At 58.0% G+C, this 15,310-nt stretch carries 15 protein-coding genes; 8 read left to right on the top strand and 7 right to left on the bottom strand.

Features of this window, described 5'->3' with window-relative positions; translation table 11 throughout:
• Nucleotides 1-50 precede the first annotated feature (50 nt).
• The 7 genes from AC3IX1_RS00830 (at nucleotide 51) to AC3IX1_RS00800 (ending at nucleotide 4,242) form a co-directional block, all read left to right on the top strand.
• Nucleotides 51-275 (top strand): helix-turn-helix transcriptional regulator, encoded by a 225-nt coding sequence (locus tag AC3IX1_RS00830; protein WP_489386761.1) that lies wholly within the window; start codon nucleotides 51-53, stop codon nucleotides 273-275.
• Nucleotides 184-528, top strand: coding sequence for a helix-turn-helix domain-containing protein (locus tag AC3IX1_RS00825; protein WP_489386760.1), 345 nt, complete (start codon nucleotides 184-186; stop codon nucleotides 526-528). Before AC3IX1_RS00830 ends, AC3IX1_RS00825 begins: the two co-directional genes overlap by 92 nt.
• The gene (locus AC3IX1_RS00820; protein ID WP_489386759.1) at nucleotides 525-680 is read left to right on the top strand and encodes a hypothetical protein; all 156 of its coding nucleotides are present in this window, start codon (nucleotides 525-527) and stop codon (nucleotides 678-680) included. The genes AC3IX1_RS00825 and AC3IX1_RS00820 overlap by 4 nt, the downstream gene beginning before the upstream one ends.
• A 139-nt stretch (nucleotides 681-819) precedes the next feature.
• Nucleotides 820-1,083, top strand: a complete 264-nt coding sequence (locus tag AC3IX1_RS00815) for a hypothetical protein (RefSeq protein WP_489386758.1) — start codon at nucleotides 820-822, stop codon at nucleotides 1,081-1,083.
• Nucleotides 1,084-1,233: 150 nt separating this feature from the next.
• Entirely contained in the window at nucleotides 1,234-1,455 is a 222-nt protein-coding gene (locus tag AC3IX1_RS00810; protein WP_489388672.1) for a hypothetical protein, read from the top strand.
• A complete protein-coding gene (locus AC3IX1_RS00805) occupies nucleotides 1,452-2,330 on the top strand; it encodes a toprim domain-containing protein (protein ID WP_489386757.1) in 879 nt (292 codons plus the stop codon). The genes AC3IX1_RS00810 and AC3IX1_RS00805 overlap by 4 nt, the downstream gene beginning before the upstream one ends.
• Nucleotides 2,317-4,242, top strand: coding sequence for a DUF927 domain-containing protein (locus AC3IX1_RS00800; RefSeq protein ID WP_489386756.1), 1,926 nt, complete (start codon nucleotides 2,317-2,319; stop codon nucleotides 4,240-4,242). Before AC3IX1_RS00805 ends, AC3IX1_RS00800 begins: the two co-directional genes overlap by 14 nt.
• A 580-nt stretch (nucleotides 4,243-4,822) precedes the next feature.
• Here AC3IX1_RS00800 and AC3IX1_RS00795 read toward each other — a convergent pair.
• The 6 genes from AC3IX1_RS00795 to AC3IX1_RS00770 all read right to left on the bottom strand — a co-directional run bounded on the left by AC3IX1_RS00795 (nucleotide 4,823) and on the right by AC3IX1_RS00770 (nucleotide 11,818).
• Complete coding sequence (locus tag AC3IX1_RS00795; protein ID WP_489386755.1) at nucleotides 4,823-5,758, bottom strand: lysozyme inhibitor LprI family protein; 936 nt, start codon at nucleotides 5,756-5,758, stop codon at nucleotides 4,823-4,825.
• A 1,864-nt stretch (nucleotides 5,759-7,622) separates the two neighbouring features.
• On the bottom strand, nucleotides 7,623-8,975 hold the full coding sequence (locus AC3IX1_RS00790) for a M48 family metalloprotease (RefSeq protein ID WP_489386754.1): 1,353 nt from the start codon (nucleotides 8,973-8,975) through the stop codon (nucleotides 7,623-7,625).
• Nucleotides 8,975-9,340, bottom strand: a complete 366-nt coding sequence (locus tag AC3IX1_RS00785) for a hypothetical protein (RefSeq protein WP_489386753.1) — start codon at nucleotides 9,338-9,340, stop codon at nucleotides 8,975-8,977. The genes AC3IX1_RS00790 and AC3IX1_RS00785 overlap by 1 nt, the downstream gene beginning before the upstream one ends.
• Entirely contained in the window at nucleotides 9,300-10,712 is a 1,413-nt protein-coding gene (locus tag AC3IX1_RS00780) for a CHASE2 domain-containing protein (RefSeq protein ID WP_489386752.1), read from the bottom strand. The genes AC3IX1_RS00785 and AC3IX1_RS00780 overlap by 41 nt, the downstream gene beginning before the upstream one ends.
• A gap of 219 nt (nucleotides 10,713-10,931) precedes the next feature.
• Nucleotides 10,932-11,201, bottom strand: a complete 270-nt coding sequence (locus AC3IX1_RS00775) for a hypothetical protein (RefSeq protein WP_489386751.1) — start codon at nucleotides 11,199-11,201, stop codon at nucleotides 10,932-10,934.
• Between the two features lie 56 nt (nucleotides 11,202-11,257).
• On the bottom strand, nucleotides 11,258-11,818 hold the full coding sequence (locus tag AC3IX1_RS00770) for a YbhB/YbcL family Raf kinase inhibitor-like protein (RefSeq protein WP_489386750.1): 561 nt from the start codon (nucleotides 11,816-11,818) through the stop codon (nucleotides 11,258-11,260).
• A 140-nt stretch (nucleotides 11,819-11,958) separates the two neighbouring features.
• Here AC3IX1_RS00770 and AC3IX1_RS00765 point away from each other — a divergent pair, with 140 nt between their 5' ends.
• On the top strand, nucleotides 11,959-13,488 hold the full coding sequence (locus AC3IX1_RS00765) for an FAD-dependent oxidoreductase (protein WP_489386749.1): 1,530 nt from the start codon (nucleotides 11,959-11,961) through the stop codon (nucleotides 13,486-13,488).
• A 72-nt stretch (nucleotides 13,489-13,560) separates the two neighbouring features.
• On the opposite strand, the gene AC3IX1_RS00760 is transcribed toward AC3IX1_RS00765, so the two are convergent.
• Nucleotides 13,561-15,066: a YdgA family protein gene (locus tag AC3IX1_RS00760; protein ID WP_489386748.1), complete on the bottom strand. Its 1,506-nt coding sequence runs from the start codon at nucleotides 15,064-15,066 to the stop codon at nucleotides 13,561-13,563.
• Between the last annotated feature and the right edge of the window lie 244 nt (nucleotides 15,067-15,310).

The raw sequence follows: 15,310 nt of genomic DNA, 5'->3' as shown, positions 1-15,310 counted from the left end.
CTCCGTCGTGTGCATAACGTGGCAAGCCTCAGTCGTATGGAGGCAAGTGAATGCACCCGAACAAACCTGATTCAAGCAAAGGGCTGATCCGTCAGCCCACCCTCTGCCAGTGGTTGGACGTGACCCGCTCCGGCCTCGCCAAGCTAAGAGCGAAAGACCCCTCATTCCCCAAGCCCATCAAGGATGGTGAATCCCGGCAAGCTGCTGCTTATTACGTTGTGGCGGAGTTGGACGCATGGCTTTCTGCCAAGATCGAAGCACGGGACGCTATTTAAAATGAATACAAACAACGGGACAGCTCAGTGCGCCCGACTATTGAAGCGCCTGCAAATGGGGCCCATCGATACGTTCACCGCCATCCGTGAATTGAATATTCTTCGCCCAGGCGCCCGTATTTGCGAGCTGCGGGATCTAGGCCACAAGATTTTTACTCACCGTCTTGTGCTCACTGACGATCAAGGCCGCACACATCGCAGGATCGCTCTGTATTACCTCAGCACCAACCCGCCAGATGGAGTTTTCGCATGAACCTCTATCCGTCCAAAATCCGCGCACTTGCTCTCCGCCGCATGGCCTTAAGCGCCCTCCGCGCCGACTCCAGCCTCGCAACTCGCCTCAAGCGATATAACAACCACATGGCCATTGTTCGCGCCTTGGAAGTGCAAGGCGGTGCAAAGTGAACTGGTCGCTGTTGGTGCCTTTTCTGAGCCTGGCCTATTTCGGCTGCGGGGGCGTTACGAAGCGCAGTTCTTGCGCCTTGGTTGCCCTGATCCCAGCCGGTCGCAACTCATCCATGAAACACAGTCAGGAGTTGTCGTTATGGGTAGCGTGAAGCCTTTGAATGGCAAGCCATACGCGTGTGCCAGCACCACCGCTACGCCGGGAGCTTACGACGACTTCTGCGCTCCCACAGCGCCAGCCATCGACGACGATAGCTTAGTTCTGCTGATTGGTGCCTGCTCTGAGCTTCGCGATTTTTATGACCTAGAGCAGTGCCCTGGACGTGCAGGTTGGCTATCGGAAGTCGTCGAAAACTTTGAGGCGTTAATCGCACGACTTGATCCTTCGCAGGCAAGTGAATGACTGATGCAGCAACTCTTTTTCGTGACGCACTCCAGCCTGCCTAACGGCGCTGGAGCGAGTAGCACCGAAAGCCTCGTAACGGAATAACCACCATGACCAAAACAATCTGCAAAAAAAGCGGGAACGCCGAAGGCTTGCCCGAAGAAAGCCATCGAACTTTGGTACGTCACCCATCCGAAGGCGACCAAGGCATTGCTAGGGCCATTCCTGACCGAAGCCGACGCCGAGTGCGGGCGCGTAGTTATGCGTAGCGCTGATGCCTTGGTGACGGCCTGCCTCATTGATTCGCTGGACGATCTGACCTACTGGCACACCGTGAATAATGGCCGGATCTGTCGGGCCTTTGCTGGCGCTGCCAAGGGGGCCGCATGACAGACGCGACGATCCTTTTCCGCGACGCGCTCCAGTCCGTCTATGGCTCGCTCGATTGGCTCCCGGTTCCTGATGGTGACATTCACCGTTTCCACGTCCCTGGCGATAAATCCGGCACCCTCAACGGCTGGTACACCTTGTTTGCGGACGGTATCGCCTCTGGTGCGTTTGGTAGCTGGAAGGCTGGTGGCGCCAGCACCTGGTGTAGTCGTGAACCCGCCGACCACCGCGAAGCCGAGCAGGTGCGCCAGCGCATCGAGCAGGCCAGACGCCAGCGCGAAGCCGAGCAGCAACGGCGCCAGCTCAGGGCCACGAACCTTGCCCAACGCTGGTGGCGTGATGCGCGTCGCGCCGATCCCAATCACCCGTACCTGATTGCCAAGGGCGTTCGCTCCTACAGCCTGCGCCAGCGTCGTGACGAATTGCTGGTGCCGCTGTACTCCGGCGGCGTACTGGTCAACCTGCAACGGATCGCCCCGGACGGCGATAAGCACTTCCTGTTCGGTGGCCGGGTGAAGGGCTGTTATTCACCGATGGGCCGTATTGCGCCAGGCAAGCCGCTTTGCATTTGCGAAGGCTGGGCCACGGGCGCCACGCTTCACGAAAGCGGCTACACCGTCGCCTGCGCCATGAATGCCGGGAACCTCAAGCCGGTGGCGCTGGCGCTTAAAGCCGAATACCACAGCGTCGAAATTATCATCGCGGGCGACGACGACCGGCGCACCGAAGGCAATCCCGGACGCACCGCCGCCAATGCCGCCGCCATTGCAGTAGGTGGACTGGTGGCGTTTCCCAACTGGCCGAACAGTGCGCCCGACACCTTGACGGACTTCAACGATCTGTACCGCTGGGAAGCCGACCATGCCAACGAATAACGTAACCCGCCAGACGATTGATCTAGGCGGCACGGCGGGGGCGACTGACGGGGCCAACACGGCGAAAACTACCGCAAGCCAAGCGGCAAAGGTCTCGGCCAAGTTTCTGACGAGTGAAACCCCGACGATTAAGCTTCTTAAGCGCCCTTGCTGGGGCGTGTATGAACACTGGGTAACGAATGAGAAAGGCCGCAAGCTGCGACCCGGTGTGTACTGGCACGGCTTTAAACGCACCGCCGCCGATGATGAGGCCGACGACGACAAAACAGATCGCCCCATCACTGATGAGTGGATCGCCAGCCCCGTGACCGTAGTGGCCCGGACGACCAATAGCGACGATGGTAGCGAAGGCCGTTTACTGCGACTGGTGACGGAAAGCGGCATCAAGGAATGGATCATCCCCATGGAGGTGTTCGGCGGTAGTGGCGAGGACGCCAGGCGCCAGCTATTTGGCATGGGCGTCATCATCGCCCTCAAGAAGCGCAACCCGTTCATGGAGTACCTGTTGGAGCAGCGCCCCGCCGAGGTGTTCGCCACCACTTGCCGCCCCGGCTGGCATGAGTCGGGCGCGTTCGTGCTGCCAGGCCGCACCATCGGCAGCGACAAAGTGCGCTATCAGGCCAGCGGCAAGGGACAAAACCTATTCAGCCTGCGCGGTGATCTGGAGGACTGGAAAACCGAAGTCGCGGCCAAGTGCGAGGGCAACCCGGTACTGACCCTGGCGATTGGCTGTGCCCTGGCTGGCCCGTTGCTGAGTCTGGTGGGCGTGCTGGGTGGCGGTGTTCACCTGGTGGGCGACAGCTCTAGCGGCAAGTCGCTGGCGCAACTAATTGGCTCGTCCGTATGGGGCGATCCTGGAATATTCGCCGCGTCGTGGGATATGACTAAGGGTGGTTTGGAAATCGAAGCATCGAGCCGCAATGACACCATGCTGCCTCTGGACGAGATCAAACGGGCCGACCCCAAGCGCGTACAGGAAATGGCCTACTCACTCGCCAATGGCCAGGGCAAAGGCACCATGACCCGTGAGCGAGAAGGGCGAGCCAAACTGTCGTGGCGTCTGCTGGCGCTGTCGAGTGGCGAGCGCTCCCTGTCTGAACACGCGGCCATCGGCGGTAATGCGGCCCATGCTGGCGCTGAGCTACGCATGGTGGACGTGAACGCCGGTACTCGCACCCACCGTGCCTTTGATGAATTGCATGGCTTGGCGGGCGCCGACTTCCACCGCCTGCTGACTGTCGCTGTCGGCGCCCACCATGGGCACATCGGGCCAGCCTTCGTGGAAAAGCTGCTCGCCAGTGATGACCGCCCCGGCCTGCTGGAAGAGTTCGCCGATATTCGCGCCAAGTTCACCGAGGACAATGCTCAAGCCGGACGGGTAGCGGATCGCTTCGCAGTCATCGCGTTGGCGGGGGAAATGGCTATTACCTACGGCCTACTGCCCTGGACGCCGGGTAGCGCCCTTGCCGATTGCCAGTTGCTCTATGGCGAGTGGCTGAGCCGTGTAGGCAGTGGCAATGCCGAAGACCGGCAAATCCTGTCTAGCGTTAGCGACTTCATCGCCAAGCACGGCGATAGCCGATTCTCCAACGTGAAAGACCAGACACTCGACACCAAGGTATTCAACCGGGCCGGGTACTGGGAGTTGATCGGCACCGAGGTGTTTGCCCCGAATGGGGAATGTAAGTTGATCGACACCAGACGGCTGTACCTGTTCAACAAACCGGCACTGATCGAGGCCGCGCAGGGGTATGGATTTAATCGTGTTATCAAAGCACTAGAGGGGGCGGGCGCTCTGGGGCGCCGCGATATCGGGCGGAATACAAAGAACTACCGACTACCTGGTGGCGGGCAAGAGCGCCTGCATGTCGTCGATCAAGAAGCATTGGACATGGAAGGTGGCGGCGCATGAACGTCACCCCAGAATGCCCAAGTTCATAGGAACCTAGAATTGGTGGCAACAGTGGCAACAGTGGCAACCGCCTTACAGGGCGGGCCTCTTAGCCGTTGCCATCCTATAAAAAAAGTGGCAACAACTGGCAACACACACCTACGTTTCAACATAAGGGCGCTTTCCTACTGCGGCTTTTGGTTATCACCGTTGCCACAAAAAAACGTGCGGCAACAAAATGGCAACATCGGAAACGGCTGGAGCCCGCGTATTCCGTAGCTGTTGCCATTGTTGCCACTGTTGCCGGTGTTTTTTGAATCACAGGAACATGTGAATGTGGGCAAGGCGGCGCAATGAACCTCCTTTCTGGCCTGCTCGATCACATGCCGCCGACCATCGCTGGTGCTGCAAAATCGACCATGGCGAATCGCTCGGATCGTTCACACTTCGTGCTAGCCAGGCACCCGTCAAACTCGCCTCCGTCTTCACGCCAGCGCCGCCACCTCCACACCTGAGTGGTGCCTCGCCCGCGACAGTACATTAAGCGCATCATGGCTTGTAGGGACTGCTATGCGCCCAGCGAGTAGACACTGGCGTTTTACTAATGAGCATTACGAGCAAGTGCGCTTTCCATCGCCTTTGCGCGTTCGCTATAGGTGGTAATGAGGCAGTCGGCTACGTGGCATGCGTTACGTTGTTTAATCCAGGCAACTTGCTCTTGTTTCAAGGCCGTTTTGTCTTGTGCATCGTTACGCAATGCTTTGTATGCAGCAGCAAGCCGTACGTCGAGTGCGGCTAGTTCGGCGTTGCCACAAATCATCCCCTCTACCGCCGTCGATGCTTTGGTACAGTCGAAACTTGCCTTGATGGGACCTACCGCCGTCGGTTGAGTAGCAGGCGCCTTGTCGGCCAACGCTACTTCAGCGGGTGTCGAAGCGGGTTTTGTAATGGCGGTCGGGACAGAAGGAATGCCTTCCAGTAGAACCGCCTGGCCTATGCTAGCGCAACTGATGCCCGGCTCCAGTGTTCCCGATGTACCCGCCCAAAAATGAGTGACACCTGTGCGAACTTGCCATTTACCGTTGTTCAATACGAGATCAAACTCCAGATCTTGGCTGTTTGACCAGGGCTGTGGGGTAGCACTGCCATCCGGGTTAACAACGAGGTAGCGTGCAGCCCCTCCTGAAATCACAGCAAACTTCCCGCTCCACTCCTTGCCATTGAGTCGGTCGCTTTCATCAACGTTGTAGGCGTACATCATCTTGACCTCTTGGAGAGGCTTGCTGAATTCCACATAGGCGCGATCACTGCCCTTGGCGTAGGATTTTCCATTGCAGGTCGCGACGTACTGATTGACCGTAGCCTCGGCGTGCGCCATCGCATCTTTGTAGTAGGGATCGGTATGGCGGTCGTACGCGGCTAAGGTGCTTTGTGCGAAAAGCACGGCGGACAAACCTGCTACAACAAAACCAAGCGCCTTCATTCCATTCTTCATTGATTCTTTCCTGACTGCGGTGATGGGGACGACGAACTGCATCAACCAGCTCTGTACACAGGCATTTTGCCGTCAACCCCCAACCTAAGCCACGGCACGTTCTAATTACCCAGATGTCTGATGTTTTACTGAGGCTTTTTGGTCGCAGCAGTTAAGGCTGAACAGCTACGAACGTGTCTAAACTTCTGGAAAAGGCCCGATTTAGCTGGTCAAAAGCGGCCTAATCGTATGCTACTAGACTGCTAACATTTGTTAACGTCCTTTTCCCCCATCTGAAAAACCAGCGATCCGAGGACAACCAATCCCTTCCAATGCGGCCAAGCGTGTTCATTAACCTGCAAAACCGCGTGCTGTTAACGTCAGCAAGAATTTACCTATCAAAAAGCCCGCCGCAACGGCTGAAAAAATCGCTGTATATACAAGTGGGAAAACTGAAAATTCGAAGACGGCTAACCAGCATGATGACTGTGGAAGTGCGCAGATAACGAGCCCGGTGAAGCTGACTCTGAAAGAGCGCAAAGCCTTGGATTTAGCGGCTTTCCAAAGTCTTGATGCCCGTCAGACGAAGTTCGTAGACCTGTGGTCGGTGACGTACAACGCTCCCCCGTCCTACAGGGATGCAGACTACCAGTGCAAGACCGAAGCGGTGGCTCGGGCAGGCGCCAGCAGGCTGTTAACATTGGTTAACTGTCCTTTTCCCCCATCAGAGGGATGACCAACCGAATACAACGAACAGATTGCTAAGGTTAGCAGTGCCAACAGCAGCAAAAAACCCGCCACAACGGCTGAAAAAATCGCTGTATATACAAGTGGGAAAACTGAAAATTCGAAGACGGCTAACCAGCATGGCGACCGTGGACGTGCGCAGATAACGAGCCCGAAAAGCTGGCTCTGAAAGAGCGAAAAGCCTTGTATTTAGCGGCTTTCAAAGGACTTTATACACGTCAGGCAAAGTTTGTAGACCTGTGGCTTTGACGTATAACGGGGCCAGTCCTACCGGGATGCAGGCTACCAGTGCAAGGCCGAAGCGGTGGCTCAAACGGGTGCCAGCAGGCTGTTAAGGTTTGCTAAGGTGGGTTTTTCATCAGGCTAACGTGCGCAAAATCGCAAGGTGAACAAATTGGCTAATATTAGCCACCTACAAACGAGTCGAAATTTCGACAAAAAGACCCGTATTTGCTGGTCGAGAATGGCCTAGCCCTACGTCCGCAAGCTGCTAACATTTGCTAATTGTCGTTTTTCCCCATCAGAGGGAAGTCAGGCCGCAATTTTGTGCGAACTTTTCGTGGGCTGGCGCTACATTGGTGGCATTCTTGTCGTATGGCAGCTATCGAGCTGCAAGGGGTTGGCACAGATGAACGAAGACCAACACCGACGCCGTATCGCATTGTGGTTAGGATCATTCCCCATGATTGCAGCCTTTGCGCTTCTGACCCTGGTGCTGCTACTGAGTGACCGTACGGCCCCGGTAATTCCGCAAATGCCTGTTGGCTCAAATCCGATCCCTCAGACGGATCAATCCCCCAAAGTGATGAACCTGGCAATCGAGCCAGTTTCGGCTGAATCTCCATAGGCCAAATCTGGCCGTTCATCCGATAAGTTAAATCGGGGTCATCATCGTTTAGGAACATCCTGAGCGTAAGGGCAGCACATGGGAAAACACCCCAGCAGCAAGCGCCGTGTATGCCCTCATGTATGCCAGACAAAATAAACCCCTACCAAACCCTTATAAAGCTGGCATCACAACCACCAGTTCAAACGACGCCTGGGCACCATTTCAAGACTCCTCCAATGATTTCGCATGCATACGCATCGCTGAAATCATCACTGAAAAGCCCGCAAATTGCGGGCTTTTGTGTTTTTTCATCCTTCCAGACATTCGTGCGCAGCCTTGGAACAACTGGCATCACCAGTTCGCACCGCCATACTGCTTTGCCTGCTTCTCGAATTTAGCGCAGGTGTTGTAGGTGGCCACATCATCGACCACGTTGGAAACGCAGCGGCCATAAGCGATCAATTCGTATACCTGCAGTCCATGACGCTTGGTCAGGTAGTACTCCACAGGTAATAGCTGTGCCATGTAGCCCACCTCCAGATGCGAGTCTTCAATGGCCTTCATGACCTGCTTCTGGTCACCGCTACGATCGACTTCCTTGAACAGCATGTTGAATGTCCAGGCCGTACGCCCGGCACCTTGCAGGCTGGTGCGCAAATAGGATGCCGCACGCGCCGAGTCGCCAGCGATGGAGTAAGCCATCGCCAGTTTGTTGGTGACTGCGACATTGCCCTGCAGGGTCGCCGGCAAGGGCTGCGCCTCGATGAGAGCCAGATTCGCCTTGAGCTGTTCGCGATTGCTGGAAACCAGATCGTTCAGTCGGAACAGATAGTCCGCCGAAGGGAAATCCGGTAGCGGCCCGGTCGGCCGGCGACGGCGCTGCTCTGGCGGCAGGCTGGCGGTGAGTTTCACGATCGGTTCCAGCCGCTGTTCGGACGACTGGTAGATACTCTCGTCCACATGGCTCAGTTCCTTGCTACAGCCCTTCAAATTGATCTGGTAATTGCCGCCCTTACCCGTCACACAACGGGTTGTTTGCGGGGCGTTCGCCACCAGCGCACCTTCACTGTATTTGCCGAGACGGCGTACAGCCATTTTAAGACCATCGAGCGAATACCCGGCTTTCACCAGCAACTGCGCGGAAAAATGGTCTGCCGCAATTTCCTGCTCCTGGTTCCAGTGCCGATAGACGAGGCCCTTGGTCATGTCATCGACAGTCTCGCCGAAGAGCAGGCTATAACCACCGGCTCCAGCGGCCCAGGCGCCCAGCTTGGTCATGTCCAATGCAGTCTGTTGCAGGTTGCCCTTGGTGGTATCACCTTGATAGACATGCCCAAGTTCGTGGCCGATGACCGCTGCAACCTCATCCTCTGAACTGGCCTGGGCTATCAGCCCGGCCGACACCACGATGGTTGTAGTAGAGAGAGAATAGGCCTCGTACCCGCTGAACGAGTCCACGATCACCACACAGTCGCACGGCACTGCCCAAGCACCTTCAAGGCGCTGGCGAATACGCTGCACATATTGGATCAGCGCAGGATCCAGGACTGGCGTGCGATCCATCTGCCGCAACAGCCGCACATCATCGATGTTGACTTTGCGATCGGCGCCCTCCAACGGCTTGAACGCACTGTACTTCGGGTCGACAGCGCAACCGGACAGCGCCGCCAGTGCAAATACGAACAGACAGACACTCCGTCTCATCATTTGCATCCTTCGCCCGCTCCCTTGACGCTTGCAGATTTCGCATCGCCAGCCAGGGTCACAGGTATGGTGCTACAGGCATCGACCACCAGTTTTTCGTTCACCAACTCCACATCGGCACGCGAAACTTTCCAGACTCCGCTGCCCTGGCGAAACTCCAGGCGGTTGCCTTCCACTGACTTGGCCGACAGTGGGTAAGTCAGTTTGCCCAGCTCCGACACCAACCGATACTCGCCACCCTTGGCGGCTTCAACTTCGATGAGCTCGGGATGGGGAATTGCCTGGATCTGCAACGTATCTGCCGAAGCCGATAAAACATTCAAACTAGCGAGTAGCAACAGCTGGATTGGAAAACGCTTTTTCATCAGGTCCATCCTTTGAGTAATTCTGCTCACCGGCCAAGACGACTTCCCACAGGAAAGGCATGAAAGCCGCCAGCGCCAACCAACCTTCGGGAGCCATGTTCGCCCGGTAGAACAGGTAGTAGCCGACCGCGACCACCGATGTGTTGAGTGCGGTAAACCCCAATGTCCTACCGACTTTAGAGGTAAATGAATCTTTCTCGGCAGCGCTGGATTCGCGTGTCTGGACTCGCCAGCCAAGGGTGCCCTGCAGATGCATACACATCAGAATCATCACCAACAGGAATAGAAAGTTTGCAATTCGGAAATCGCTCTGATGTATGTAGTGCGCTCCCCTTTCGTCCAGGTTTGCCAATGCATTGGCGTGCAGGTATACGCCAGCCACCTGGCCATACAATGGCGACTCTACGTAGTCGTTCAGACTAGGCATGACGTTCCCCACCAATACCACGAAGGGCTCACCGGGCTTGAGTCGGGGCGGCCTGAGACTTACCGGGTGCTCGCCGTACAACTGCGACAGTCGAACCTGATGGACCGGCATGCACGCGGCTGTCGGGTTTTCGGCTGCCGTCGAGAGACCTGTGAAACGCCAAAAAATCGAAATCAAATCGCGCCACGAACTCGCGTGCTCGACACTGCAATCGTCCCCCGAAGTCATAGTCCACTGAATGGAAAGCTCTGGAAGGCTTGCCGCCTCGGCCCAGCGACAATCTTCGCCGCGCGCCTTGCACAGATCCTGATAGAGTGCGCCAGCCGCCGTCGCTACGGGTTCAGTGGCGCTCGCCGTGCCCAGAGTCGCCTTCAGCGGATAGAGATCGCCTATCCCGTCCCACGCAGAGACTGCCAGTGAGGCAGACCGCAACTGCTCGCGGGCCTGTGGAGACATCGGCACAAAACTCCCTCCCCCGGCCAGATGGACCCTCGAGGCCACCGGGTTTGCATCCAAACGCTCCAGCACACGACCGAGCTGCTGCAAGTCGCCACTCGTGATGCGAGGGCGTTCAAAGAAGATGTCGTAGAAGATGGCCGCCGGAGCCGGCTCGCCGCTTTTGGGCAGGGCGAGGTCACGCAAAATGCGAGCATGATCGGCGTAAGTCAGGGGCCAGTCATTGGCCTCCAGCCAACCCTTTCCATCATTGTGCAACCCGGCGATGCTGGGGTAATCAATAGCGACGACCGTTACTGGCGCGGGCGCGACAGGAAAGCTGAACGCCCGGAATCGCCCGAGTTGATCCGACAGAGCCTTGTCAGCGGCGGAGGACAGGCCAAACGGATCACAGAACAAGCCCCAGTAACCAAGGATCAAGTAAAGCCCTACACGAACCAGTGGCCACTTGCGGAGCCTTTCAAAACCCTCATCCACAACTTTGAACACTTTATCGCTCCGTGATATCACTAGGCCACCCTTTGGCCAAGGATATCCAAATGATTCGTGCGATGTACATTTAATTAAATAGTTTTCCCGCCAGTCAGGCAGCGTACGTTGTCGGCGGTTCGGCCCGCATGGGCAAACTGTTTAGACACGAGAACGCCTCAGTTCCCAAGGCCCTGGGCTTCTTTACGGCACAAAAAAACCGCCGAAGCGGTTTTTTTTTCATTCTGTCGTCCAGTCGAACTCGTCGTACTCATCGTCGTCCTCGTCGTCATCGAAAAACTCCTCTTCAAGGTCGTCGTCTTCAACAACGTCTTCTTCCGGCTGGTTCAGCAGAAAATCCTTGCGACTCTCGGTAATCGCTCGCCGCAGTTCCTCACCCTTTTGCGGGCAGTTGAGCATTTGGGCGATGCGGTCAATTTTTTTTGCCACGGCATCCTCCAACGCATCGGCTATAGCCTGATAGTGCGCGCTTTCGGGGGTGGATGCCAAATCCCCGGAATGCTGCGCACTTCAGTGTTCTGCAAATCTGCTGGGGCTATCAGCCTTCAGCGGTGATAGCGCCGCACCACGCTGCTGTTTTTCAGGACGTGGCCTTTGATTTTTTCCAGCAGTTGCGTACGGGTCAGGCCGGCGGGCAAGGCGTCCGGGGCTAGGTCCAGGGCGTAGATCTGGATGATGTAGTGGTGCGCGCTGTCGCCAACGGGCGGGCAAGGGCCGATGTAGCCAGTGGTTACCTTGCTGTTGGTACCGCCGACGCCCTCGAGGCCGGGTTTGCTCCCGGCGCCGGCCGGAATCTGGTGGGTGCCGGCCTTGATGCCGTAATGCACCCAGTTATCGACGCCCTGGCCTTTCTGGCCGTCTGGGTCGTGCATGACGATGGCGTAGCTTTGGGTAGCTGCCGGGCCGGCGTTCCAGTTCAATGCCGGGGAAATGTTATGCCCGCCACAACCTGCGGAATCGCTGGCGGCGGCCGACGTGAACAGGCGGTCATCGGAGACGCCGGGAATGTTCAGGGTGAAGCGTTCCTGGGCCTGCGCCGGGAACTGCACGCAAAGGGCGACTGCCAAGGCCGCGAGCCAAGGGTTCATTGAGGTCAATCGGGGCATACCGGAGCACCTTGTGCGTGTTGGGCCGTCGTCGGCGTGCAAACTATATCCGGACCGTTCACGCCGTGGCAGGGGCAATTGGCTGAACCTCGCGACAGGTACCAGACTCAATAAGTGAAACGTCTGTCTGGAGAGCGATCATGACTCTGCATCGCGTTGCGCGTGTCGCCAATGTGCCCGAAGACCGGGGTCTGGAAGTGCAGGTCCAGGACAGCAAGATTCTGCTGTTGCGGGCCGGCGAACAACTGCGTGCTTATCAGGCCGAATGCCCGCATGCCGGAGCCCCGCTGGCGGACGGCGCGATATGCCATGGGCGCCTGACCTGTCCGTGGCACAAGGCGCAGTTTCGGATCGAGGATGGCGGGCTGTGTGAGCCGCCAGCCCTGGACAGCCTCAAGCGCTATCCCCTCGAAGTCCGTGACGGCGACATCTGGGTCGGCGATCAGCCTATGCCGGCTGCCCACCCGCCACCGGCCGACGATCCACGAACCTTCATCATTGTCGGCGCCGGCGCGGCAGGCACGGCGGCGGCAGCGTGTTTGCGCGAGAAAGGATTCGGCGGCCGGTTGCTATTGATCGACCGCGAAGCCGATTCCGGATACGACCGCACCGCACTGAGCAAATACGTGATCGCCGGGGAGATGCCGCTGGACGAAGTCCCGCCGCTGCGCGACGAGGTTTTTTACCGCGAGCAGCGGATCGAGCGCCTGCAAGGCGAAGTGGCAAGCCTGGATGCGCCACACCGGACGCTGCGGCTGACTGACGGCCAAACACTGACATACGACGCAGCGCTGTTGGCCACCGGCGGCGTGCCCAACCCGCTGACGCTGCCGGGCGCCGACCTGCCGCAAGTGTTCGTCCTGCGCTCCAAAGCCCATGCACAGCAAATTCTGGACAGCGCCAGCGCCGGCCAGCAGGTGGTGATCATCGGCGACAGTTTCATTGCCATGGAATCCGCTTCGTCCCTGCGCCAGCTTGGCCTGCACGTGACCGTGCTGGCCCGCCACGAAGTGCCGTTCGCCAAACAGTTCGGTGACACGGTCGGCAAGGCTATTCGCGCGCGGCATGAAGCCAATGGCGTCGTGTTTCATACCCAGGGCAATGCGGTGCAGATCGAAGGGACGGACAAGGTCGAGGCCGTGCGCCTGGACAACGGCCAACGCCTGACGGCCGATCTGGTGCTGGTCGGCATCGGCGTCACGCCAGCCACTGCGGCCTTTACCGGGTTGCCGAAGGAGCAGGATCACTCGCTGCGTGTCGATGGTGGAATGCGCGTGGCCGACGGCCTCTGGGCGGCTGGCGATATCGCCACGTTCCCGCTGAACAACCAACACCTGCGCATCGAACACTGGCGACTGGCCCAGCAGCAGGCGCGGATCGCCGCGGCCAATATGCTGGGCGGTGACGAGCATTACCTCGATGTGCCGTTTTTCTGGACCTGGCATTTCGGTAAAACCTACGACTACCTCGGGCACGCCGAGGCCTGGGACGAAGTCGAGTTCAAGGGCGATCCTGACGATCCGCCTTTCATAGGCCTGTTCGGAAAAAACGGCGTGGTGTCGGCGGCGGTAGCCTGCGAGATGGACCGGGCCATGGCGATGCTCGCCGAGCGGATGAAACAACCGCTGCCATGGGAGGAGGCATGGCGCCTGATCCGTGACGTCCCCTAGAGAGGCCGGACAGCAAAACGCCCGGCGCCTGCGCGAAGCAGAGGCCGGGCGTTGCAGGGTTAACAGCCGCTGTTATTCGGTGGCACCGGCATCGGCGAACTTGCTCATCACAAAACTGGCAAACTCTTCGACGGTCATTTTCTGGCCGTTGAAGTCCACCTGATTGTTGGCGTAACGCAAGTTGGTGACGATGTTATTGCCGTCCAGTTTTGCCAGTTGGCTGCCGACCGCCATGCTGCTGAACATGTCTGCGGTGGCGGTGGCCTGGTCGGCAATCAGCTTGGCGTCGGTCTGACCGTCGATTTGCGATTGCACGGTGAGCACATCGACCAGCATGGCTTTGGACACTTTCAGCTTGAAGTCCAGCAGCGCGATCAGCTGCCTGACCAACTGATCGGTCGGCAGATCGATGGTCTGTGGCTTGGTCAGGTCGAGCACCATATTGGCGCGGCTCTCACCGTTGGCGGTGTTGAACGACAGGTTTTCCAGGGCCACTTGTGGTCCGGCCGCCAGCAGTTTTTCCAGGCTGGACTTGAGCAGCGCCTCTTCGGCTTCGGTCAGTTTCAGCTCTGGCACCGGCAGGCCGGCCGCCGTCGCTTCGGCTGCCGCCCTTTCATACGGCTGCAGTTTGCTCTGGTAAACCTGCATCAATGACAGGGTGGCCGGAATGTCGAGGTTCTTCAGGCTCATGGCCAGCGCACCGGAACCGATGGTCTTGCCGTTGAAGGACACGTCGCCGACCTTGTAATCGGCGCGCCCGGAGACGTTGCTGCCCTTTTCTTCAGTCAGGTTCTTCATTTCGAATTTCTTGAAGTCCAGCACCGACTGTTTGACGCCGAAGGTCGATTTGCCACTGGCCAGCTCAACGACGTTCTCGCCGGTGTAGAAACCGTAGGTACTTTTGGTCAGGTTGCTGGCCAGGGTCAGACCGTTCAACTCAACCTGCACCGGTGCCTGGTCTTCGGAAACGGTGGTCACCTTCAGGCTGTCCATGTAGCCATTGGCCTTGACCTTCTGCGCCTTGGCGCTGGCGTCGACGTCCATGCTCAAGCCGGAGAATTTCATGCTCGACTTGTCATCCAGGGCCATTTCCAGCGGCTGCAACTCGAAGGTGCCATTGGTAGCGTTGTCATAGCCGATATTGACCACGCCGGTCAGCGGGGACTTGTCCTTGGCGGCGGCAAACCACTTCTCGGTGAACGGGGTCTTTTCCAGCTCGTAGTGACTGGTCGCCAGGACCGGCAGCCATTTCAGCGACATCAGGCGCGAGAACGGCAACGGGCCGTGTTCGATGTGATCGACAAACAGCAACTCGACCGGCGCTTCGCCGAACATTTCGCCTTCGCCCTTCAGGCGATAGTGCGCGGTGCTGCTGAATGCATGACGCTCCAGTGACACCAGTTCCAGCGACGCGATGCCGTTGGAACCGACCATCGCTGCCTGCAATTCCTTGTTGGCATCGGCAATCGAGGTGTTCAGCACACCTTCGATTTTGGTGCCGGTAAACCAGGCTCCGCCTGCGCTGATGGCACCGATTGCGACAACAATTCCCAGAAGCACGCCTGCTGATTTATTCATGTATGACCCGTTCAATGTCCGTTGTTGAAAGAGAGGTCGTCTTCCCTGAACCCATGACGGGTTGCGGCTCGACTGTGCTGAAAGTGGTATGGAGATTAGCATCAGGCGCGACGAACGGCGCAATGATTGAAGGTGAAAGAGTGTCTTGGGGGGGTGTTCGCTGGGCTGGGGATTCTTTGCGCCTATACAATCGCCTTCGCGAGCAAGCCCGCTCCCACATTGGAATGCGTACTCCTGTGGGAGC

This window comes from Pseudomonas sp. KH_046_2, from assembly GCF_057838985.1.
Note: the sequence above shows the minus strand (reverse complement) of the source record. Positions and strands in the feature narration are given on the sequence as shown.